19 protein-coding genes and 1 pseudogene are annotated in these 19,819 nt (G+C 69.7%); 11 read left to right on the forward strand and 9 right to left on the reverse strand.

Annotation, left to right across the window (positions count from 1 at the left end):
* Positions 1–9: 9 nt before the first annotated feature.
* Together ACWEO7_RS12675 and ACWEO7_RS12680 are read right to left on the reverse strand one after the other, a co-directional pair.
* Entirely contained in the window at positions 10–1,284 is a 1,275-nt protein-coding gene (locus ACWEO7_RS12675; protein ID WP_452423124.1) for a lipase family protein, read from the reverse strand.
* Positions 1,285–1,394: 110 nt separating this feature from the next.
* Positions 1,395–2,069, reverse strand: coding sequence for a hypothetical protein (locus ACWEO7_RS12680; RefSeq protein WP_452358365.1), 675 nt, complete (start codon positions 2,067–2,069; stop codon positions 1,395–1,397).
* Positions 2,070–2,431: 362 nt separating this feature from the next.
* On the opposite strand from ACWEO7_RS12680, the pseudogene ACWEO7_RS12685 reads away from it, so the two are divergent.
* Positions 2,432–2,754: pseudogene (locus ACWEO7_RS12685) on the forward strand (YbjQ family protein).
* A gap of 5 nt (positions 2,755–2,759) precedes the next feature.
* Here ACWEO7_RS12685 and ACWEO7_RS12690 read toward each other — a convergent pair.
* The gene (locus ACWEO7_RS12690; protein ID WP_452423126.1) at positions 2,760–3,569 is read right to left on the reverse strand and encodes an APH(3'') family aminoglycoside O-phosphotransferase; all 810 of its coding nucleotides are present in this window, start codon (positions 3,567–3,569) and stop codon (positions 2,760–2,762) included.
* A 134-nt stretch (positions 3,570–3,703) separates the two neighbouring features.
* On the opposite strand from ACWEO7_RS12690, the gene ACWEO7_RS12695 reads away from it, so the two are divergent.
* Both ACWEO7_RS12695 and ACWEO7_RS12700 read left to right on the forward strand, forming a co-directional pair.
* The gene (locus ACWEO7_RS12695) at positions 3,704–4,201 is read left to right on the forward strand and encodes a MarR family winged helix-turn-helix transcriptional regulator (RefSeq protein ID WP_450020032.1); all 498 of its coding nucleotides are present in this window, start codon (positions 3,704–3,706) and stop codon (positions 4,199–4,201) included.
* 9 nt (positions 4,202–4,210) lie between these two features.
* Positions 4,211–6,778, forward strand: coding sequence for an MFS transporter (locus tag ACWEO7_RS12700; RefSeq protein WP_452423128.1), 2,568 nt, complete (start codon positions 4,211–4,213; stop codon positions 6,776–6,778).
* Between the two features lie 103 nt (positions 6,779–6,881).
* On the opposite strand, the gene ACWEO7_RS12705 is transcribed toward ACWEO7_RS12700, so the two are convergent.
* On the reverse strand, positions 6,882–7,901 hold the full coding sequence (locus ACWEO7_RS12705) for a crotonase/enoyl-CoA hydratase family protein (protein ID WP_452423130.1): 1,020 nt from the start codon (positions 7,899–7,901) through the stop codon (positions 6,882–6,884).
* Positions 7,902–8,009: 108 nt separating this feature from the next.
* Between ACWEO7_RS12705 and ACWEO7_RS12710 the strand changes: the two genes are divergently transcribed.
* Entirely contained in the window at positions 8,010–8,609 is a 600-nt protein-coding gene (locus ACWEO7_RS12710) for a TetR/AcrR family transcriptional regulator (RefSeq protein WP_452423132.1), read from the forward strand.
* Positions 8,610–8,830: 221 nt separating this feature from the next.
* Complete coding sequence (locus tag ACWEO7_RS12715) at positions 8,831–9,733, forward strand: cutinase family protein (RefSeq protein WP_452423134.1); 903 nt, start codon at positions 8,831–8,833, stop codon at positions 9,731–9,733.
* A 1-nt stretch (position 9,734) separates the two neighbouring features.
* Here the strand turns inward: ACWEO7_RS12715 and ACWEO7_RS12720 are convergent, their stop codons facing one another.
* Complete coding sequence (locus ACWEO7_RS12720) at positions 9,735–10,184, reverse strand: MarR family winged helix-turn-helix transcriptional regulator (RefSeq protein WP_452423136.1); 450 nt, start codon at positions 10,182–10,184, stop codon at positions 9,735–9,737.
* A 94-nt stretch (positions 10,185–10,278) separates the two neighbouring features.
* Here ACWEO7_RS12720 and ACWEO7_RS12725 point away from each other — a divergent pair, with 94 nt between their 5' ends.
* Entirely contained in the window at positions 10,279–11,064 is a 786-nt protein-coding gene (locus tag ACWEO7_RS12725) for a dioxygenase family protein (protein ID WP_452423138.1), read from the forward strand.
* A gap of 9 nt (positions 11,065–11,073) precedes the next feature.
* Here ACWEO7_RS12725 and ACWEO7_RS12730 read toward each other — a convergent pair whose 3' ends face one another.
* Complete coding sequence (locus ACWEO7_RS12730) at positions 11,074–11,442, reverse strand: Rv3235 family protein (protein ID WP_452423140.1); 369 nt, start codon at positions 11,440–11,442, stop codon at positions 11,074–11,076.
* 346 nt (positions 11,443–11,788) lie between these two features.
* Between ACWEO7_RS12730 and ACWEO7_RS12735 the strand changes: the two genes are divergently transcribed.
* The 4 genes from ACWEO7_RS12735 to ACWEO7_RS12750 all read left to right on the forward strand — a co-directional run bounded on the left by ACWEO7_RS12735 (position 11,789) and on the right by ACWEO7_RS12750 (position 15,455).
* Positions 11,789–13,036, forward strand: a complete 1,248-nt coding sequence (locus ACWEO7_RS12735) for an alpha/beta hydrolase fold domain-containing protein (protein WP_452423142.1) — start codon at positions 11,789–11,791, stop codon at positions 13,034–13,036.
* 103 nt (positions 13,037–13,139) lie between these two features.
* Positions 13,140–14,234: an LLM class flavin-dependent oxidoreductase gene (locus ACWEO7_RS12740; protein ID WP_450020014.1), complete on the forward strand. Its 1,095-nt coding sequence runs from the start codon at positions 13,140–13,142 to the stop codon at positions 14,232–14,234.
* The gene (locus tag ACWEO7_RS12745; RefSeq protein WP_452423144.1) at positions 14,231–14,836 is read left to right on the forward strand and encodes an FMN reductase; all 606 of its coding nucleotides are present in this window, start codon (positions 14,231–14,233) and stop codon (positions 14,834–14,836) included. The genes ACWEO7_RS12740 and ACWEO7_RS12745 overlap by 4 nt, the downstream gene beginning before the upstream one ends.
* Before the next feature lie 70 nt (positions 14,837–14,906).
* Complete coding sequence (locus ACWEO7_RS12750) at positions 14,907–15,455, forward strand: YceI family protein (RefSeq protein WP_397077069.1); 549 nt, start codon at positions 14,907–14,909, stop codon at positions 15,453–15,455.
* A gap of 43 nt (positions 15,456–15,498) precedes the next feature.
* Here ACWEO7_RS12750 and ACWEO7_RS12755 read toward each other — a convergent pair whose 3' ends face one another.
* From ACWEO7_RS12755 to ACWEO7_RS12765, 3 genes are read right to left on the reverse strand one after another with little or no spacing between them, the layout of a single operon-like run.
* Positions 15,499–16,338 carry a DUF72 domain-containing protein gene (locus ACWEO7_RS12755; RefSeq protein ID WP_452423146.1) on the reverse strand — a complete coding sequence of 280 codons (840 nt, stop codon included), beginning with the start codon at positions 16,336–16,338 and terminating at the stop codon, positions 15,499–15,501.
* A gap of 48 nt (positions 16,339–16,386) precedes the next feature.
* Entirely contained in the window at positions 16,387–17,904 is a 1,518-nt protein-coding gene (gene glpK, locus ACWEO7_RS12760) for a glycerol kinase GlpK (protein ID WP_452423148.1), read from the reverse strand.
* A gap of 48 nt (positions 17,905–17,952) precedes the next feature.
* Positions 17,953–18,717, reverse strand: a complete 765-nt coding sequence (locus tag ACWEO7_RS12765) for an IclR family transcriptional regulator (protein ID WP_452423150.1) — start codon at positions 18,715–18,717, stop codon at positions 17,953–17,955.
* Between the two features lie 256 nt (positions 18,718–18,973).
* On the opposite strand from ACWEO7_RS12765, the gene ACWEO7_RS12770 reads away from it, so the two are divergent.
* Positions 18,974–19,783, forward strand: a complete 810-nt coding sequence (locus ACWEO7_RS12770; protein ID WP_452423152.1) for an MIP/aquaporin family protein — start codon at positions 18,974–18,976, stop codon at positions 19,781–19,783.
* Positions 19,784–19,819 lie beyond the last annotated feature (36 nt).

The following is a 19,819-nucleotide window of genomic DNA, read 5'->3' on the forward strand; positions in this document are numbered from 1 at the left end:
CGAACTCCGTCATCGACCGAGCGCGATGGACCCCATATCCGTGACGGCGCAGCCGTTGGCGACCGGTATCCCGGCGAATCGGGCGCGCAGCCAAGCGACCACGCTCTGCTCGGCAAGGGTGTTGAGGGTCAGATGTTCGCTCGCGTGATCACGGATGTAGGTGACGCGAGCGGCGGGGTCGCGGCAGTAGGCGGCGGCGAGTGCGTCGGCGGGACCGATCGGGACGAGCCAGTCCGCGGTCGCGTGGTAGAGGAAGACCGGTGCGTCGGGCACCGACTTGCCCATTCGGGTGCGGTCGAAGACCGCGCGCAGCACCGGCGTGTGCAGTAGACCGCCCTGGACCAGGCTGTCTACGTCGAGGAACGGTTCCGTCGCGGCCTGATACAGCACGCAGCCGCTGTCCTTCGCGTCGAGCAACCGCCGTCCCGGCGGCGTCGCGTTCGCCCGCAGGTAGGCGTCCAATTCCGGCTCCTCGCGGGCCAGACCGATGATGGCGGCCGCGACCAGGCCCGCACCCGGGCCCTTGTTCGCCGCCAGCGACAACGCCTCGAGGTCGACGTCGGTGCCGCCGGAGACGACGCCGACCAGGTTCACCTCCGGCGCGTAGGAGCTGCGCGACTCGGCGCCGTGCAACGTGGGGACCGAACCTCCGGAATAGCCCCACATCGCCACTTCGGTATCCGGTCCGGGCAGTCCCAGCGGACCGAACCGCTCCGCGGCGCGGATGCCGTCCAGGGCGATCCGCGCGGCCAGCGGGCCGTGGGCGAACGCCGAGTTCGGCCCTTGATGATCCGGCACGACGACCGTCCACCCCTGCGCCAACAGCGCCGGAGCGCTGCGCAACGGGTCGAGCTGCCCGTCCAGCAGACCGGCCTGCATCGACCGGCGCACCTGATAGGACGGCGCGCAGAACAACCCGGTGGAGTCCTCGGCGGCGTGCAGCGACACCAGCTTCCCGTTCGCCGCACGCGGTTTCAGCAGCGTCGCGACGGCGGCGATGGGCTGGTCGGCGCTGTTGTTCGACCGGTAGGAGATCTGCCATGCCTCGGCATTCAGGGCCCCGGGCACCTGATTCATGATGGTGACCGGCCGCGCGGCGAGGATCCCGCCGGGCCGCTGGGCGCCGACCAGCTCGGCGGGCGGCCGGTAGAAGGGGTCCTGCTCCGGCGGCGCCGGATCCGCCACCGCCGGGAGTTCCGGCTCCGCCCGCGACGGCGGGCCCGGTATCGCCAGCAGCATCGAAAGAGCCGTTCCGACAACCGCGCAGCACCGTGCGAACACCACCGACGACCTCCCCTTGGAATCGATCGCTTATGCACCGCATTTCGCGCCGATCGACCGCCCCGGCAGTGGCATCGTAGCGAAAGTGCCCGCAGTCGAACGGGAGATCGGGCTCAGTTCGGTGCGGTGATCTTGGCGATGGTGGATCCGCCGTCGGCGGTGACCACGGTGACGAACTGCCGGTAGGTGCGGCTCGTGGCGTCGGGGCGCAACTCGGTGATGACCACGTCGTAGCGTCCGTCGAGCATGGGGGTGATCATGACGCAGTGCTGCGTTCCGGTGGGGACGGAGGCGATGCCCGCATCGATCACGGCGACCGGCGGCACCACGGCGTCGGGCGCCGTCAACGATCGCGCTACCGCTCCGGACCGGGTCGCGTAGTAGGCGTGCTGGAAGGCCAGGATCACGTCCGGTCCCGAGGCGGTGGAGCCGGTCCCGTTGCCGCGCACCAACTGTGCGCCTCGGGTCGGCTCACAGCCGGGACCGCCGCCGAGCACCGGGTCCGCTACCGTGGCCGATTGCCGGGGAGCCGACGCCGCGTCGGTGTAGACCAGGACCAGCGCGGCCGCGGCGAGCGAGGCGGCCAGCCCGGCGCCGCCGACCAGCCACGCGCGCCGAGCGCCGCGCCGGGCACGGCGTCGATCGCGGTGCGTCCGATGCCGGTCGCGTTCCCGGCGCGGCGGCGGCTCGTGGGCGGAGATCATCCCGGGCCACGTGGGCACGCGTTCGGCCCCGGCCCGGCCTGGGCGGGCGCGTCGGCCGCCGGGCTCGGACGTGTTCGACGACATGATCTCGCCGCACCCCCTTTTACCGGTGCCTATTCGGCCACCGTGGGTTCCCTCTCAATGCCGTTGCGCAATAACAACATTGCATATCTCTTCGGATTCTGTCGGTCGAATGCTCAACAGGCAAGGACGAACTCCGCCACGACAGTCCCCGGAACACGCGAAACCGGCGGATCGGGACCGGGCGGTCGGTGCGATTCCGCCGCCTCCGGGCGATCTCGCCGCGGACGGAAGCGACGCGGCCGCCCTGCCGCCGTAGCATCCCGCACATGAGCCAGCCGATGCCGCCGCCCTACCCGCAACATCCCGCGCACCAGCCGCCGCAGCCGTATCCTCCGCCCCCGCCACCCGGACCGCAGTTCCCCATCCTGGTCTCGACCATGAACGACGTTCCAGGACAGGAGATCGCCCGGGTGTTCGGCGAGGTCGCCGGGCTGACCGTGCGCAGCCGCAGCTTCGGCTCGAACTTCAGCGCCGGTTTCCGCTCGCTGGGCGGCGGGGAGATCCCGAGTACACCCAACTGCTCTATCAGTCCCGGCACGAGGCGATCATGCGGATGTGCCAGCACGCCATGTCGTTCGGCGCGAACGCGGTCATCGCGATGCGCTTCGACTGCAACGAGATCGCCGGGACGATGAGCGAGGTGGCGGCGTACGGCACCGCCGTTCTGCTCAAACCCCCTGCGTGATCGGGCTAACCCCAGGTCAGCGGATCCAGATGGAGGAAGAAGCGCTGACGATCGGCGTCCAGCTCGATGCCGTAGCGGGCGGCGAATGTCCGGTCGGCCTGTTCGGCGCGCCGCTCGTCTTGCCATGACTCCCGGGAATTGGCGAGCAGCAGGGCGATATCGGCGTAGGGGTCGGCGATGCCGAGACGCCCGAGGTCGACGAAACCGGCCACCGTGTGCGTTTCCGGATCGAGGATGATGTTGGGCAGGCACAGATCGCCGTGGCACACCACGGCTTCGGCGAACTCCTGGGTCATCCTCGGCTCCAGCTCACCGGCCAGCCTGGTGAGCAGGACGGTGGGCGGAGTGCTTTGCTGTTCCTCCGGGAGGAACTCGGCGTGCACCGCACCCCGGACCACCACGTCCTGGGCCATAGCGAACATCCGCGCCAGGCCACGATCGAACGGGCACTGCTCGGTGGGCACCTCGTGCAGGCGCCGCACGGTGTCCGCGATGGATTCCCAAGCGCGGCCGAGCGTCTCGCCGGATACCGCGTCCGCGGGCACGCCCGGGACCGCGCTGGTCACCAGGCAGGCGCCATCGTCGCAGGCCCGCCAGTCCAGCGCCAGGGGGCCGGGGATACCGTGGCCGTCGAGCCAGACGATCTTGTCCCGCTCCAGCGCGAGGTCCGCGACCCCGCCGGGATCGACGCACTTGGCGTAGCGGGAGCCGTCGGCGGACCGGAACACCTCGGCGCCGGACTCCCCGCTGCCGACCGGCGCCCATCGGCAATCGGACGGCAAGGCGGCGCGGAAGCGGACAAGCGACTCGGACACGCCATCGACGGTAGCAACGGAGCCAGCGCGTGACCCACCTCGCAGACCTCCCGCAACCCGGATGTATAGTTGCTTAAAGCAACTAGTTGTGGTTGCCAATCAATGTGCTGGTGGGGAACATCGAGGTGAGTGTCATGTCCGCAACCGCTCGCGAGCGCCGGATCACGGCGGCCGAACTCGCGGCCGCCGACGAACTCGGTCAGCGGCTGGTCCGGTTCATGCGCGCGGTCAACCGGGCGAAATGGCAGCCCGTCCGGCCCGGTCCGGACGGACTGGAGCGACTCGCCTACGCCGTGCTGTTCTCCCTCGTGCACGAGGGACCGCAGCGCGCGGGCAGGCTCGCCGAAGTGCTGCACGCCGAGGCATCCACCATCAGCAGACAGAGCAGACAACTCGTGGCACACGGTCTGGTCGAGCGCCGGGCCGACCCGGTCGACGGCCGGGCGTGCGTGCTGGCGGCCACCGCGGAAGGCGTTCGTGTCTTCGAGGAGAATCGCGCCCAGCGCAACCGGTGGCTGGCCGACATCCTGGCCGACTGGCCCGCACCGGACCGCGACACCTTGACCGCGCTGCTCGACCGGCTCACCGCAGGAATAGAGACCACCACCCGACACCCAGCCGATCCGAAATAGGGCTCATTCATGACGACTTCCACCACCCGGGCTCCGCGGAACCCGGCCGCAGGCGCGGACACATCACTGTCGCACCGGCAGATCCTGACCATCCTGTCCGGGCTGCTGCTCGGCATGTTCCTGGCCGCGCTCGACCAGAACATCGTCAGCGTCGCGATCGTCAAGATCGCCAACAGCCTGCACGGTTTCGACGAACAGGCCTGGGCGACCACCGCTTACCTGATCACCGCCACGATCACCACGCCGCTGTACGGCAAATTGGCCGACATCTACGGCCGTAAGCCGTTCTACCTCACGGCGATCAGCCTGTTCGTCATCGGTTCGGTGGCGTGCACCTTCGCCACCTCGATGTACCAGCTCGCCGCGTTCCGCGCGTTCCAGGGCCTGGGCGCGGGCGGCCTGATGTCGCTGGCGTTCACCATCATCGGCGACATCGTCCCGGCGCGCGAACGAGTGCGCTACCAGGGCTATTTCATGATGGTCTTCGGCACGGCCACGGTGCTGGGCCCGGTGCTCGGCGGCTTCTTCTCCGACTACGAACAGCTCGGCGGCATCGAGGGCTGGCGGTGGGTGTTCCTGGTGAACGTCCCGGTCGGCGTGCTCGCGCTGCTCGTGGTCGCCAAGGTGCTCAACGTGCCGCACCAGCGCCAGCATCACCGGATCGACTGGTTCGGCGCGCTGACGCTGACCATCTGCGTGGTGCCGCTGCTGATCGTCGCGGAACAAGGCAGGCACTGGGGATGGTCCTCGCACCGCTCGCTGCTCTGCTACGGCATCGGCGCGGCGGGTCTGGTGCTGTTCCTCCTGGTCGAGTTCTTCATGAAGGACTCCGCGCTGATCCCGTTGCGGCTGTTCAAGAATTCGACCTTCAGCGTCACCATCGCGGGCGGATTCATCGTCGGCGTCGCGATGTTCGGCGCGATCACCATGGTTCCGCAGTACTTCCAGGTCGTGCGCGGCTACTCGCCGACCAAGGCCGGTCTGCTGATGCTGCCCTTGGTGCTCGGCATCATGATCGGCTCGCAGACCGCGGGACGGATCACCAAGAGCACGGGCCGCTACAAGATCCTGCCGGTGACGGGCACGTTCATCGTCGCGGTCGGCGCGGTCCTGTACGCGCAGGTGCACTACAACAGCCCGCTGTGGCAGCCGCTGGCCATCGGCGGACTGATCGGGCTCGGGCTCGGCTGTTGTATGCAGACGCTGATCATCGCGGCGCAGAACGCCGGTCCGCGCTCCGACATGGGTGTTTCCACCGCGTCGGCCACCTTCTTCCGGCAGATGGGCGGCACGCTCGGCGTCGCGGTGTTCCTGACCATTCTGTTCAATCTGCTGCCGCACCGGATCACCGATGCGTTCGGCGGCGCGCTGCCACCCGGGTTCGGGGCCGAGCAGCTCAGCGGCATGCAGTCCAATACCAGCGGCATCGCGGCGCTGCCCGACGCGCTGAAGGTGCCGATCCTCACCGGCTTCACCAACTCCATGCACGGGGTGTTCTACGCCGCGGGCGCGGTCGCGCTGCTGGCCTGCGTAGTGCTGATGTTCATGAAAGAGATCCCGCTCCAGGACACTCCGGCGCCCGCCGCGCAGACGCCGGCCGAGCAGACCGAGGCCGCCGAGTCGCACTGGGACGCGGATCAGGTGTGGGAGGGCGCCGCGCAGGCGCTGTCGGAGCCGGAACCGGTGCTCGCCGCGGCCGCGGGCGGCTACGCCTCGGGCGAACCGGCGGCCAACGGCGCGTACCTGCGCGAGCCGCGGGCGAGTTTCGATGGCGCCGAGTACGAAGGCCGTTCGCTCAACGGCTATGTCCATCGCGAAGACGGCAGGCCGGTGCCCGCCGCCGCACTCACGCTGATCGACCATCAGGGGCGGCAGGCCGCGCGGACGAACGGCGGCGCGGACGGCCGTTACCTCGTCGGCGCGCCCGACGCGGGCAACTACGTGCTGATCGTGTCGGCCGCGGGACATCAGCCCGCCGCGGTCAACGTGACCGTCGCGGACCGGCCGCAGCAATTCGACATCACCTTGCTCGGCTCCGGCGAAGTGTCCGGCGTGGTCCGGTCCAGCACCCTGGGCGAGCCGCTGCCGGGCGCGACCATCACGCTGACCGATCTGGACGGCGAGGTCGTCGGATCCGCGACCGCCGAGGGCGACGGCGGCTACGTTTGCCACGGCGTGGTGCCCGGCACGTACACCCTCGTGGCGGTCGCCGAGCACATGCGTCCCAGCGCGACCGCGCTGACCGTGCCGGACAGCGGATTGCTGCACCACGACATCGTTCTCACGCCGATGGCGGTGCTGGCCGGGTCGGCGTGGGCGGACGGGGGCCGGGCGGTCGCGGACGTGCAGATCAGCGTGCTCGACGCGGCGGGCGTGCTGACCGCGACGACGCGCACCGACGAGAACGGCCGTTATGTCGTCGCGGATCTCGCCGAAGGCGACTACACGGTCGTCGCCCGGGGCTATCCCGCGGTGACCAGCCGGATCACCGTGAGCGGCGGCGAGGTGGCCCACGACGTGCGGCTGGGCTACGACCTCGAGGACGAGGCGACCGGGAAGATCCCGCCCGTCCGCTGACGAATTTTCCGGCGTACGGATGAGGGGCGGTGGTCACCGGACCACCGCCCCTCGCCGTTCGCGCCGGCGGATTCGGCCGATTCTCACTCGGCTCAGAAGCGAATCATCCCTCCGGCCGGTCGCGTTTGTGGTCGCCGAATGGTTCGTCGCGTTCCCGGACCGCCGTGCGGAAACCGGCGGTGGCAGCGCGGGTTTGGAAGGCGTAACCCTCCGTGGTGTGCCGGGAGATCCCGTCGAAGACGGTGCTGATCATGCCGGAGTTCGCCACACCCTGGGCGTACAGCGCCGAGTTCAGCGCCAGTTTGGCCATCATCAGTTGGTTGATCGGCATGCGCGCGATCCGCGTGACGAATTCCTCTGTGCGCGCGTCGAGTTCGTCGGCCGGCCAGGATTCGATCGCCAGGCCCCATTCCACCGCTTGCCTGCCCGTGAGGCAGTCGCCGGTGAACAGCAGACGCTTGGCGCGCTGGTCGCCGAGGCGGTGCGCCCACATGCCCGCCGCCGGGACACCCCAGACCCGGGTGGGCGGGTAGCCGATCTTGGTGTCGTCGGCGCAGATGATCTGATCGGCGAACAGGGCGATGTCGCTGCCGCCCGCCACGGCGAAGCCGTGCAGTTTGGCCACGGTCGGCTTGTTCGCCTGCATCAGGCTGGCGAAACCGCGGTTGAACCGGCTCATCATCGCGTAGTCGATCATCGGGTCCCAGGTCCGCGCCGGATCGTGATTGCGGCCTTGCACCACCGGGTCGACGACCGTCCCCGCCGCGTCGCCGGGACCGCCTGCCACCGCGAAACTCTGCTCGGCGAACATGCTCAGGTCGTATCCGCCGCAGAATCCCTTGCCGCGCCCGGACAACAGGATCACGTGCACCCGCGGGTCCAGATCCGCGCGTTCCACCGCGTGCGCCAGGTCGTTCGGTGTGTCGGGCGTGATCGCGTTGCCCTTCTCCGGCCGGTTGAAGGTGATGCGCGCGACGCGGCCGTCCCGCTCGTAAGTCAGCGTCCGGTACTCGCGTGCGTCGTCCGGGTCCGGGCGTCCGGCCCACGGTGAGTCCGGCTGCTCGGTCCACCCGCGATACCACGCGCCCGAGTCGCCATCGGCCCTGATGTCACTGTCGGTCATCGCTTTCCCTTCGACGCTGGTCCCGCACCCGTCTCCGCAGTCTGGCGCAAACGCCGATTGACAGTCAACATTGACTGTGAAAATGCCGCGTCGACGGAGGGAGCCGGAATGGCCGGACTACGCGAGGAACAGAAACGGGCGACCCGCGCCCGCATCCTCGACGCCGCCGCCGACCTGCTGGCCGAACAGGGCTACCGGGCGCTGTCCACCCTCTCCGTCCAGCGTGCCGCGCGGGTCAGCCGCGGAGCGCTGCTGCATCACTTCCCGACCCTCGGCGCGTTGATCACCGACCTGGTCGGCCATCTGGTCGCGCGCAACGAAGCGGCGGTACGAGAGATCGCGGCCGGACTCGGCGACGGAGCCGATCCCGTCCTGCGCGCCTTGACCGCCCTCTACGAATCGATGGCGCGACCGGCGGCGCAAGCCGAGTTCGAACTGTGGACGGCCGCGCGGACCGATCCGGCGCTTGCCGAGGCGTTGCGCGTGGCCGAACGAGAAGCCGGGCGCGACTTGCGGCGCGTGGTGGACGCACTGTTCGGCCCGAGCCTCGTCGCCCACCCCGGTTATCCGGCCGTCCGCGATCTCACCATCGCGATCCTGCGCGGCACCGCGATGTCCCGTCCGCTGCGCACTTCGGAGCGCGCCGCCACGGCAACCATCAACCGATGGGCGCAGGCCATCGCAGTTCTGCTCGCACCGGGCATTTAGCAATCAGGGAGCGTCGAGGCGACCGAACTCGCTGTGATACGTGTCACTTACGCTCCGGATTGTGCCGTCTCACACACTCTCGCTATCCTGTCTGCACTTTGAGACCACCGAGTCTCAATGCAGCCTTCGACGGGGCCGGGTTCGACCACCGCGCGGCGCCCGGCGAAGGCCTTTCCTGCCGGGGAGCGCCTGCGGCGCCTGTACTACCAGGAGCAAACGCCATGCGATCGAAGTGGATCTCGGCGGCCATCGGTTTCACGGCGATGGCGCTGTCGTGTGTAGGACCGGGCAGCGGGCCCGCCGTCGCCGAGCCGGAGTGCCCGAGCATGTACGTGGTGGCGATCCCGGGCACCTGGGAGACCCGGACCGACGGCGAGCCTCCCGCCCCCGGGATGCTGGCCGGAGTCACCAACGGCCTGCCGTCCTCGGTACGGGTCGACTACGTCAGCTACGCCGCGACCGCCTTCCCCTGGGAGAGCGAGGTTTACGGCGCGTCCAAACGCGAGGCCGTCGACAACGCGCGCGGCATGATCGGAGCGATGGCCAGGGCGTGCGGCGCGACCAAGATCGCATTGGTCGGCTACAGCCAGGGCGCGGACGCCGCGGGCGATCTGGCCGCCGAGATCGGCACCGGGATCGGCGTCGTGCCGCCGTACCGGATCGCGGCGGTCGGACTCATCTCCGATCCGCGCCGCTCCCCCACCGACGCGCTGGTCGGTCCGCCGGTGGGCGGCGCGGGCGCGGGCGGTCCCCGCATCGGCGGCTTCGGCTTCGTCAGCCCGGAGACCCGCACCATCTGCGCGGTCGGCGATCTGTACTGCACCACGGCGTCGGACGATTTCGTGACCCGGTTCGCGGGCTTCCTGGCCCAGACCTCCCATCCCGACCCGGCCAATCTCTGGCGCTACCAGATGGAAATGGGCGCCATCGTCGGCGATCTGATGTCCAACGGCGGGATCCCGTTGTTGCAGAGCCAGTTGTCGGAGTCGGCGAACCAGGAACGGGCCCGGTTGCTGGACCAGTTCTACCGCTCCGAGGCGCACACCGCCTACGGCAGCTACCGCGTCGGCGGTGGCGCGACGGCGCTGTCGTGGATGCACGACTGGCTGGCGTCGCTGGCCTGAGTCAGGGCGCGAGCCGCCGCGCCACCTCGCCCAGCCCCTCCGCGACGGCGCTCTGCTGAGCGGCGCTGAGCACGTCGACGAGGACGCGGCGGACGGTCGCGACATGGTCCGGCGCGATCTGCGCCAGCCGTTCCCGGCCCGCGCCGGTGAGCACGGCGATGACCCCGCGCACGTCGGTCGGGCAGGCCTCGCGCATCAGCAGTCCGGCCTTCTCCAACTGCGTCACCTGGTAGGTCAGCCCGCTTTTGGAGGTGTAGAGCGCGTCGGCGAGTTCGGTCATCCGCAGGCGGCCCTCCGGCGCGGCCGCGAGCCGTACCAGCACCTCGTACTGTGTATGGGACAGCCCTTCCCGCTTGAGCTGCCGTTCCACCTCACGGCCCACCAGCGCGCCCGCCGCGAGGAAGCTGTGCCACACCTGCATCTCGCGCGCGTTCAGCCACCTGGTCTCCACAGCTCCACCCTAACCATATTGTTCGAATTTGAACAATCAGCTAGAGTTGAGTTCGAATTTGAACTACCTGCGCGGCCGAGCAAGGAGGAGCGCCATGACCAGCGTGCACACCGGAAGAATGCCGGTGCTCTATCTCTCCCACGGCGCTCCGCCACTGGCCGATCACGCGAGCTGGCCCGCCGAGCTGGCGGCGTGGTCGCGCGCGTTGCCGCTCCCCCGGGCGATCCTGATCGTCTCCGCGCACTGGGAGGCCGCGCCGATCGCGCTCGGCGCCACCGAGACGGTGCCGCTGGTCTACGACTTCTGGGGCTTCCCCGAGCGGTACTACCAGGTGCGCTATCCCGCGCCGGGCGCGCCGGAGCTGGCCGAGAAGGTGCGAAACCTGTTGCGCGGACCCGGTGTCACCGTGGCGGACGTCCCGGAGCGCGGGCTCGACCACGGCGCCTACGTGCCGCTGAAGGAGATGTACCCGGACGCCGGCGTCCCGGTGTTGCAACTGTCCATGCCGACGCTGGACCCTCGGGCGCTGCTGGACATCGGACAGAAGCTGGCGCCCCTGCGCGACGAGGGCGTGCTGATCGTCGGCAGCGGTTTCTTCACCCACAACCTGCGCGCCCTGACGGCCGACGACGAACACGTGCACTCCTTCACCACCGAATTCGACGAGTGGGGCCGCGAGGCGCTGGCCGCACACGACCTGGACGCGCTGCTCGATTTCGAGCGGAAAGCGCCCGCCGCGCGCCTGGCCCACCCCCGCGCCGAGCACTTCGCACCGCTGTTCGTCGCGCTCGGCGCGGGCGAAGACGACCTCGGCGCGCTGCGCACAGTCATCGACGGCTACTGGTTCGGCATGGCGCGCCGATCCGTCCAGCTCGGCTGACGCACCACGTCATCGGATGCGCAGCGCCGTCAGCCGCCAGCCTGCCGAGCGCGTCCGGACGATCCTCGCCGCCACGGCGAAACGGCGACCGCCGCGGGCGTATGCGGCGAAGACCTCGGCGGTCCTGGCATCCACGAGCGCCACGCTCACCCGGATCGGCATCGCGACGCCGAGTGCGCGACCGGGCACGAGACCGGCGTCGAGCAATGTGCGCACCGCCGCGACGACCGTGGCGTCGGCGACCGCGGCCAGTTGCGGTACGGGTCTCCTACGGTCGAGTACCTCGAGGACGATGCGCACCGCCGACTCGGCGAACCGGCGTGCCGCCGAGCGGGTTTCGTCCCCCGCCTGCGCGGCGGACGCATGACTACGCCGCACCGCGCTACGTATCCCGGCACTCGACCGGCCGGACACGGCGCGCGGCCCCGTGCGGCAAGGTCGCGCCCGAGCGGGCGCGGGATCGCGAACTTCGGCGCGCCCGCGGCTGTCCAAGGGCGGCTCCGGATTCGGAGCAGGCGCCAACCAACCGTGATAACCAGCCATGTAAATCCCTTCGAAACCCCGATGTCGAAACCCTGTGGCGACCGATTCTGCGGACGAGACACGGGAAAACGCGCGTAGTCGGCTACCCGATTCCGCCCCGACTCACCAGCACCCGCATCCGGCACGCACGAAGACCGACCTAGGTTGGAGGGCAGCCCCGACCCGGAAACGGAGACCTTGGATGACCGACGAGCCAGGAGCGGATGTGACCGCACCCGGAGAATCCGCGACCCCGCGTCGCCTGGCCCGCCTCGCGCTGCTGGTATCCGCCGGAGTCCTCGCCGTGTATCTCGCGCTCGGCCAATTGATCGCGATCCTGCCGGTTTCCTGGACGATGCCGCTGCTGGACAACGCGATCGCGCAGTCGGCGGTGCTCTTGCTCGGCTCGGTCCGCGACGCGCTCGGCTCGTGGAACATGGTTCTGGCGATGGTCGCGACCGGGCTGGCGCTCGCTGCGCTTCGCTCCGGCGAGCGGGGACGGCGCCCGGCGGCCGCGGTGACCGGCGTGGCCGTCGTCGGCCTGGTGCTGTCCGTCGTCACCAGCGCGACGCTGGTGTTCGCGGCGCACGACGCGGCGGGCGTCTGGGTTCCGTTCGCCCCGGTCGTCCCGTTCAGCACCGTCGGTGACGCGCCGGACGAGACCGTCACCTACGCGACCGTCGACGGGCAGCCGATCCAGGCGGATCTGTATCTGCCCGCCCCGGGAACGGCCCCGGCCCCACTGGTGGTGAGCATCCACGGCGGCGCGTTCGTCGCGGGCAGCCGCGGCACCGACGCCTACACGACCTGGCTGGCCGACAACGGATACGCCGTCCTCGACGTCGACTACCGCCTCTCCGGCGCGACCGAGCACCGCTGGGACACCGCGGACGCCGACGTCGCCTGCGCGCTGACCTGGGCCGCCGCGAACGCGCAGCGGTACAACTGGGACCTGCGGCGGATCGCCACGTTCGGCGAATCCGCGGGCGGCAATCTGGCTGTCAACGTCGCGAACAAGATCAACGCGAGCGCCTTGCGGCCCAGCTGTGGCAGCGCGGAGGAACTGCCCGAGGTGCGCGCCGCGGTCGCGCTGTACCCGGCGGTCGATCTCGCCGCTTCCGGCACCGAGACCGCGCTCGGCGTCGACGCGGCCCGGCAGTATCTCGGCGGTACGCCCGACCAGTATCCCGAGCGCTACACCGCGACGAGCTCCGCTCCGCACGTCAGCGCAGCCTCCCCACCCACCCTGTTGATCCAGGGGTCCAGCAATCACTTGGTGCGGGCCGAGCACACCGCGGCCTACGCCGCCGCGCTCGAGACCGCGGGCGTCCCGCAGCGCTACGTCGAGCTGCCCTACGTGGAACACGCCTTCGGCACCACCGAACTCGACACTGGCGCGCGGGTCACCCGCGAACTCACCAGGACCTGGCTGGCGGAATACCTGCCGTAACCAGCGTCACACCGTCGCGCGGGGAATACCCGGGCACCCCACCTGGTTCCTTTGGTTGCCATATCCACCAAATTGAGTCAGACTGAAATCGTAAGGAGGCGTCGTGCAGTTCGGAATCTTCACGGTCGGTGATGTGACGACCGACCCCACGACCGGCCGGACGCCGAGTGAGCACGAGCGCATCACCGCCATGGTGACGATCGCGCGCAAGGCCGAGGAGGTCGGTCTGGACGTGTTCGCCACCGGCGAGCACCACAACCGGCCGTTCGTGCCGTCGTCGCCGACGACGATGCTCGGCTATATCGCGGCGCGGACCGAGCGGCTCCAGCTCTCCACCGCGACGACCCTGATCACCACGAACGATCCGGTGAAGATCGCCGAGGACTTCGCGATGTTGCAGCACTTGGCCGAGGGGCGGGTGGACCTCATGCTCGGCCGCGGCAACACCGGCCCGGTCTACCCGTGGTTCGGCAAGGACATCCGCGACGGCATCCCGCTGGCCATCGAGAACTACCACCTGCTGCACCGGCTCTGGCGCGAAGACGTGGTCGACTGGGAAGGCAAATTCCGGACGCCGTTGCAGTCGTTCACCTCCACACCGCGCCCGCTGGACGACGTTCCGCCGTTCGTCTGGCACGGCTCGATCCGCAGCCCCGAGATCGCCGAGCAGGCGGCCTACTACGGCGACGGCTTCTTCGCCAACAACATCTTCTGGCCGAAAGAGCACTTCCAGCGACTGATCGGGCTGTACCGGCAGCGCTACGAGCACTACGGTCACGGCTCCGCCGATCAGGCGATCGTCGGCCTGGGCGGACAGGTCTTCATGCGCAAGAACTCCCAGGACGCGGTGCGCGAGTTCCGCCCCTACTTCGACAACGCGCCGGTGTACGGACACGGACCGTCGCTGGAGGAGTTCACCGAGCAGACCCCGCTCACCGTGGGCAGCCCGCAGCAGGTCATCGACAAGACGCTCACCTTCCGCGAAACGTTCGGCGACTACCAGCGCCAACTGTTCCTGATGGACCACGCAGGCCTTCCGCTGAAGACCGTGCTGGAGCAGCTGGACCTGCTCGGCGAGGAAGTGGTGCCGGTGCTGCGCAAGGAGTTCGCGGCCCTGCGCCCGGCGCACGTGCCGGACGCCCCGACGCACGCGAGCCTGGTCGCCGCCCGCGACGCAGCCGTGGAGGCGACCCGATGACCCGCATCGCCGTCGTCTCCGCGGGCCTGTCGCAGCCCTCGTCGACCCGGCTGCTCGCCGACCGGCTCACCGCGGCCACCGCGGCGGCGCTGTCCGCGTCCGGCGCGGACGTGACCGTCGACGTGGTCGAGGTGCGCGAGCACGCGCGGGATCTGGCCGACAACCTGCTGACCGGATTCGCGCCGGCCGGGTTGCGCGCGACGCTCGACACCGTGGCGGGCGCCGACGGCCTGATCGCCGTCACGCCGATCTTCAACGCCTCCTACAGCGGCCTGTTCAAGACGTTCTTCGACGTGCTGGAACCGGACTCGCTGGCCGGAATGCCGGTGTTGCTCGGCGCGACCGGCGGCTCGGCGCGCCACTCCCTCGCGTTGGAGCACGCGCTGCGGCCGATGTTCAGCTACCTGCACGCGGTGGTCGCGCCCACCGCGGTGTACGCGGCGTCGGAAGACTGGGCCTCCGCCGCGACCGAGGGGTTGAGCTCTCGGATCGACCGCGCCGCAGCGGAATTCGCCGCCGCGCTGACCAACACGCCGCGAGCGCGTGCCACCGATCCGTACGACGACCCGGTACCGTTCGCACAGCTGCTCGGCACTCACTGATCTTCCCCCGACCGATCCCACCCCCATTCACACCCAAGTAGTTCAAATCTCAACTATGAAGGAGAACGTCATGTCGACCGGAACCACCAACGCTCTCACCGCGGGCACCTGGGCCATCGACCCCGCCCACTCCACGCTCGGCTTCTCGGTGCGCCACCTGATGGTCAGCAAGGTGCGCGGCCGCTTCACCGACTTCTCCGGCAAGCTGGTGATCGGCGAGGACGGCAGCGCCTCGGCCGAGGCCGAGATCCGGGTCGACTCGGTCACCACCGACAACGAACAGCGCGACGCCCACCTGCGCACCGCGGACTTCTTCCAGGCCGAGCAGTTCCCGGTGGCCACGTTCAAGTCCACCGGTTTCCGGGTGAACGGTGACGATTTCGTGGTGGACGGCGAATTCACCATTCGCGGTGTCACCAAGCCGGTATCGCTCGAGGTGGAGTTCCTCGGCGTCAACCCCGGCATGGGCCAGGGGCCGGTCGCAGGCTTCGAGGCCAAGACCGTGATCAACCGCCGCGACTTCGGCATCACCATCGACATGCCGCTGCCCGACGGCGGCGCGGTGATCGGCGACAAGATCACGCTCACCCTCGAGGTCGAGGTCGGCCTGCAGGCCTGATCCGCGCGGTCTCGCGGCTCGATGCCGCGGGAGGCGTTTTCCGTCAGAACAGCGTCATGGGCTCGGCGGCGGCGGGCTCGGGCAGCGGCTCGAGCTCGGGCAGCCGGGCCCTGACCGCGTCGTGGAAACGGCGGGCCAGCTCCAGCGAGCCCGCATTGTCCGGCGTGTGCACGAACACCGTGGGCGAGCGACCTTCACGCAGCCATTCGGCGACCGTCCCGACCCACGGCCGCCAGCCGTCGACGGTGCGCTGGACATCGTCGCGGCCGTGATAGCGCACGATCGGGTATTCGGTCAGCGCGCGCATCCTGCGCCGCACCCGCGGCTTCTTCGCGGCCGCTTCCTGTTCCGCCGCGCTGACGGGAGGACCGTCGAAAAGCACGGTGGTGTCGAACGGCACCCATTCGGCGCCGACCCTGGACAGCACGTATTCCAGCCTGCGCGCCGCCTGCTCGTCCTCGAAGAACGCGGGGTGACGCACCTCGACGGCGGCCCGGTACGAGCGCGGGAAGTCGCGCAGGAAACCGGCCAGCACACCGAGATCGGTGGGTCCGAACGAGCCCGGCAGCTGGATCCACAGGGCGTGGATGCGTTCGCCGAGCGGTTCCATCGCGGTGAGGAAGGACCGCAACTCCTGCTCGACGCCGGTCAGCCTGCGTTCGTGGGTGATCGGCTTGGGCAGCTTGGGGACGAATCGGAACGCGGGATCGCATTGCGCCGCCCATGATTCGACTGTGCGCCGCGACGGCGTGGCGTAGAACGTCGTATTGCCTTCGACCGCGTTGCACCACGTGGCGTACCAGCGCAACCGCTCCCCCGGGGAGAGCTGCCGTTCCTGCCAGGCCGCGTGCGTCCACATCGCACATCCCACGTGAAGCCGCATGCTCTCGACGCTAACCCACACTCCCGACACGAGCGCCTGGCACCGGACTCACCGCCGCGCCCGCTTCTTCGACCGCACCCAGCCGAAGGTCAACTCGACCGCGCGTTTCCAGTTCTCGTACTCGTCCTCCCGCAGCTCCGCGTCCATGCGCGGAACCCATTGGGCGGCAAGGCGCCAATTGTTGCGCAATCCCTCTAGGTCGGGCCAATACCCCACGGCGAGGCCCGCGGCGTACGCCGCGCCCAGTGAGACCGTCTCGGCGACGAACGGCCGCAGCACCGGAACATCCAGCACATCGGCCACGATCTGCATGAGCAGGTTGTTCGAGGTCATCCCGCCGTCCACGCGCAGCGCCGCGGCTTGCAGGCCGGAGTCGGCGTTCATCGCCTCCACCACGTCCCGGGTCTGCCAAGCGGTCGCCTCCAGCACGGCGCGCGCGATGTGGCCCTTGGTGATGTAGGAGGTCAGCCCGGCGATGAGACCGCGCGCGTCGCTGCGCCAATGCGGCGCGTACAGCCCGGAGAACGCGGGCACGACGTAGCAGCCGCCGTTGTCTTCGACGGTGCGCGCGAGGGTTTCGATCTCCGGCGCACTGGTGACCAATCCGATGTTGTCGCGCACCCACTGCACGAGCGATCCCGTGACCGCGATCGGCCCCTCCAGCGCGTAGACCGGCTCGGGGCCGATCTGGTAGCCGATCGTGGTGAGCAGGCCGTGCTCGGAACGCACCAGGTCGCGTCCGGTGTTCATCATGAGGAAGCCGCCGGTGCCGTAGGTGCACTTGGTCTCCCCACGCGCGAAACAGGTTTGGCCGAACAGCGCGGCGTGCTGGTCGCCGAGGGCGGCGGCGATCGGGATGCCCGGCACCACCCGGCGCGTGTTGCCGTAGGACGCGATCGAGGGCTGGATGCGCGGCAGCATGCGGGCGGGGATGCCGAAGAACTCCAGCAGTTCGTCGTCCCAGGCGAGGGTGCGCAGGTTCATCAGAAGGGTGCGGCTGGCGTTGGTGACGTCGGTGCAATGCAGCCCGCCGTCGGGGCCTCCGGTGAGGTTCCAGATCAGCCAGGTCTCCATGGTGCCGAACAGCACCTCGCCCCGTTCCGCGCGCTCGCGCAGACCTGGCACCGAGTCCAGCATCCAGCGCAGCCGCGGCGCGGCGAAGTAGCTGGCCAGTGGCAGGCCGCACAGCTCGCGGATCCGGTCGGCGCCCGGCTTGTTCCCCAGTCCGCGGACCAGTTCCTCGGTGCGCACGTCCTGCCAGACGATGGCGCGCCCGATCGGCGTGCCGGTGCGGCGGTCCCACACCACGGTGGTCTCGCGCTGGTTGGCGATGCCGAGCGCGGCGATCCGGTCGGCCGTCACACCGGAATCCCGCAGGGCCTGCGGCACGATCCGCTCGACATTGCGCCAGATCTCCAGCGCGTCCTGCTCCGCCCAGCCCGGCCGCGGATAGTGCTGCCGGTGCGGGCGCTGCGCGACGCCGACGAGCCGGGCACGCTGGTCGAACAGGATGCACCGCGTGGAGGTGGTGCCCTGGTCGATGGCCAGCACGTAACGCTGCTTCATGCTCGGCTGCTCCTGATCGACATCGGACGGTCACCGCGGGGACGAAAGTCAGTGACTCGTACCGAGATCGCGCGACACCGCCCGTGCGGCGTCGAGCACCTGACCGACCAGCGTGGGCCGGTGCCGCAACTGGGCGTCACAGAGCCGGTCCACCGCGCCGGTGATGCCGATGGCGCCGACCACGAGGCCACCGGGCGCCCGGATCGGCGCCGCGATACCCGCCTCGCCCGTCCGGAATTCCTCGGTGTCGCCCGCCCATCCGGCCTGCCGGACGCCGCCCAGCGCCCTGGCGAGCGCGGTGCGGTCGACCAGGGTGCGGTGTGTGAGCGGGGCCAGCTCGGCGCTGCGTGTCGTGGCGGCCAGCTCGGCGTCGTAGGCGAGCAGGACTTTGCCCAGCGCGGTGGCGTGCGGCGGCAGCAGTTCGCCGAGTTCGAGCGCCTGCTGGGTATTGTCCGGCCGGAACACGTGATGCACCACGACCACCGCGCCGTCCATCGGCGCGCCGATCCGCACCGACTCGCCCGTGCGCGCCGCCAGCGCGTCGGCCCAGTTGATCGCGCGGGAGCGCAACTCGTTCGCGTCGAGGTAGCTGGTGCCCAGGTGCAGCAGCGCCGCGCCGAGTTGGTACTTGCCGGTGGCCGGATCCTGTTCGACGAAGCCGACGCCTTGCAGCGTGCGCAGGATGCCGTGCGCGGTCGGCTTGGGCAGGTCGAGCGCGCCCGCGATGTCGCCGACGCCGAGCCGCCCGGAGCCGCGGGCCAGCAGCCGCAGAACGGCCGCCGCCCGCTCGATCGATTGGATCGCACCTGGCATATCGGGGAACCTACCCGTGTCGTGATTCGACAATGTCGAACGGCTGGTGATACCTGAGCAACATCATTGAAACCCAGTGTGAGCTGCGCCATACATCCTCCTCGCGCGTCGGACGGTAGCGTCGCCGCCTTCCGGCAACCAGTCGAGGCGTTCGACATTGTCGAACGGCAGCTGTATCCGGGTTCCGCATCCCGCCGTAGTTTCCGTTTCACGCACGGTCGCGTCCGCGACCTGCGGGGCGAACGGAGGCTCAACGATGAACTTCGGCTCGATCTTCCTCAGTGAAGCACTCGGCACAGGCGTGCTGGTGCTGCTCGGGGTCGGTGTGGTCGCGAACGTACTGCTGGCGAAGTCCAAAGGATTGGACGGCGGCTGGCTGCTGATCAACGTGGGATGGGGGTTCGCGGTCCTTGCGGGCGTCTACGTCGCCTACAAGACCGGCGGCCATCTCAACCCCGCGGTCACCGTCGGCATCCTGTTCAGCGGGGCCGACGAGTTCGCCCCCGGCATCGCGATCTCCGGCTCGACGACACTCGCCTACCTGAGCGGCCAATTCGCCGGCGCCTTCCTCGGCGCGACCGTGGCCTACGTCGCCTACAAGCGCCACTTCGACGCTGACACCGACGAGGAGAAGAAGCTCGCGGTGTTCGCCACCGGCCCCGCGATTCGCGCCCTGCGCTGGAACTTCGTCACCGAAGTGATCGGCACCTTCATCCTCGTCCTGGTGATCCTCACCTTCGGCCACACCCCGAGCGGGCTCGGCCCGGCCGCCGCCGCGCTCCTGGTCGTCGGCATCGGCGCCTCCCTGGGCGGCCCGACCGGATACGCCATCAACCCCGCTCGCGATCTCGGTCCGCGCATCGCGCACGCGCTGCTGCCGGTGAGCAAGCCCGCCCCCGCCGACGCGGTCCTGGTCCCCGTGGGCGCGGGTGCGCCCGCTCCGGCCGAATCGCCCGACGCCGCACCGCACGGCAAGGACTCCGACTGGGGTTACGCCTGGGTGCCGGTGCTCGGCCCGCTGCTCGGCGGCGCGCTGGCCGGACTCGCCGCGCAGTTCCTGTTCTGAATCCTTCTCTTCCCCAGTAGTTTCCCGAAAGGACCG

The sequence above is a fragment of the Nocardia sp. NPDC004260 genome (genome assembly GCF_053603155.1).

What these genes read in the sequence shown, in the direction of transcription:
- ACWEO7_RS12700 (WP_452423128.1), top strand. Translation starts at nt 4,211, where the DNA reads ATGACGACTTCCACCACCCGGGCTCCGCGGAACCCGGCCGCAGGCGCG.
- ACWEO7_RS12765 (WP_452423150.1), bottom strand. Translation starts at nt 18,717, where the DNA reads ATGCCAGGTGCGATCCAATCGATCGAGCGGGCGGCGGCCGTTCTGCGG.
- ACWEO7_RS12735 (WP_452423142.1), top strand. Translation starts at nt 11,789, where the DNA reads ATGACCGACGAGCCAGGAGCGGATGTGACCGCACCCGGAGAATCCGCG.
- ACWEO7_RS12770 (WP_452423152.1), top strand. Translation starts at nt 18,974, where the DNA reads ATGAACTTCGGCTCGATCTTCCTCAGTGAAGCACTCGGCACAGGCGTG.
- ACWEO7_RS12705 (WP_452423130.1), bottom strand. Translation starts at nt 7,901, where the DNA reads ATGACCGACAGTGACATCAGGGCCGATGGCGACTCGGGCGCGTGGTAT.
- ACWEO7_RS12725 (WP_452423138.1), top strand. Translation starts at nt 10,279, where the DNA reads ATGACCAGCGTGCACACCGGAAGAATGCCGGTGCTCTATCTCTCCCAC.
- ACWEO7_RS12710 (WP_452423132.1), top strand. Translation starts at nt 8,010, where the DNA reads ATGGCCGGACTACGCGAGGAACAGAAACGGGCGACCCGCGCCCGCATC.
- ACWEO7_RS12745 (WP_452423144.1), top strand. Translation starts at nt 14,231, where the DNA reads ATGACCCGCATCGCCGTCGTCTCCGCGGGCCTGTCGCAGCCCTCGTCG.
- ACWEO7_RS12680 (WP_452358365.1), bottom strand. Translation starts at nt 2,069, where the DNA reads ATGTCGTCGAACACGTCCGAGCCCGGCGGCCGACGCGCCCGCCCAGGC.
- ACWEO7_RS12750 (WP_397077069.1), top strand. Translation starts at nt 14,907, where the DNA reads ATGTCGACCGGAACCACCAACGCTCTCACCGCGGGCACCTGGGCCATC.
- ACWEO7_RS12715 (WP_452423134.1), top strand. Translation starts at nt 8,831, where the DNA reads ATGCGATCGAAGTGGATCTCGGCGGCCATCGGTTTCACGGCGATGGCG.
- glpK (WP_452423148.1), bottom strand. Translation starts at nt 17,904, where the DNA reads ATGAAGCAGCGTTACGTGCTGGCCATCGACCAGGGCACCACCTCCACG.
- ACWEO7_RS12695 (WP_450020032.1), top strand. Translation starts at nt 3,704, where the DNA reads ATGTCCGCAACCGCTCGCGAGCGCCGGATCACGGCGGCCGAACTCGCG.
- ACWEO7_RS12755 (WP_452423146.1), bottom strand. Translation starts at nt 16,338, where the DNA reads ATGCGGCTTCACGTGGGATGTGCGATGTGGACGCACGCGGCCTGGCAG.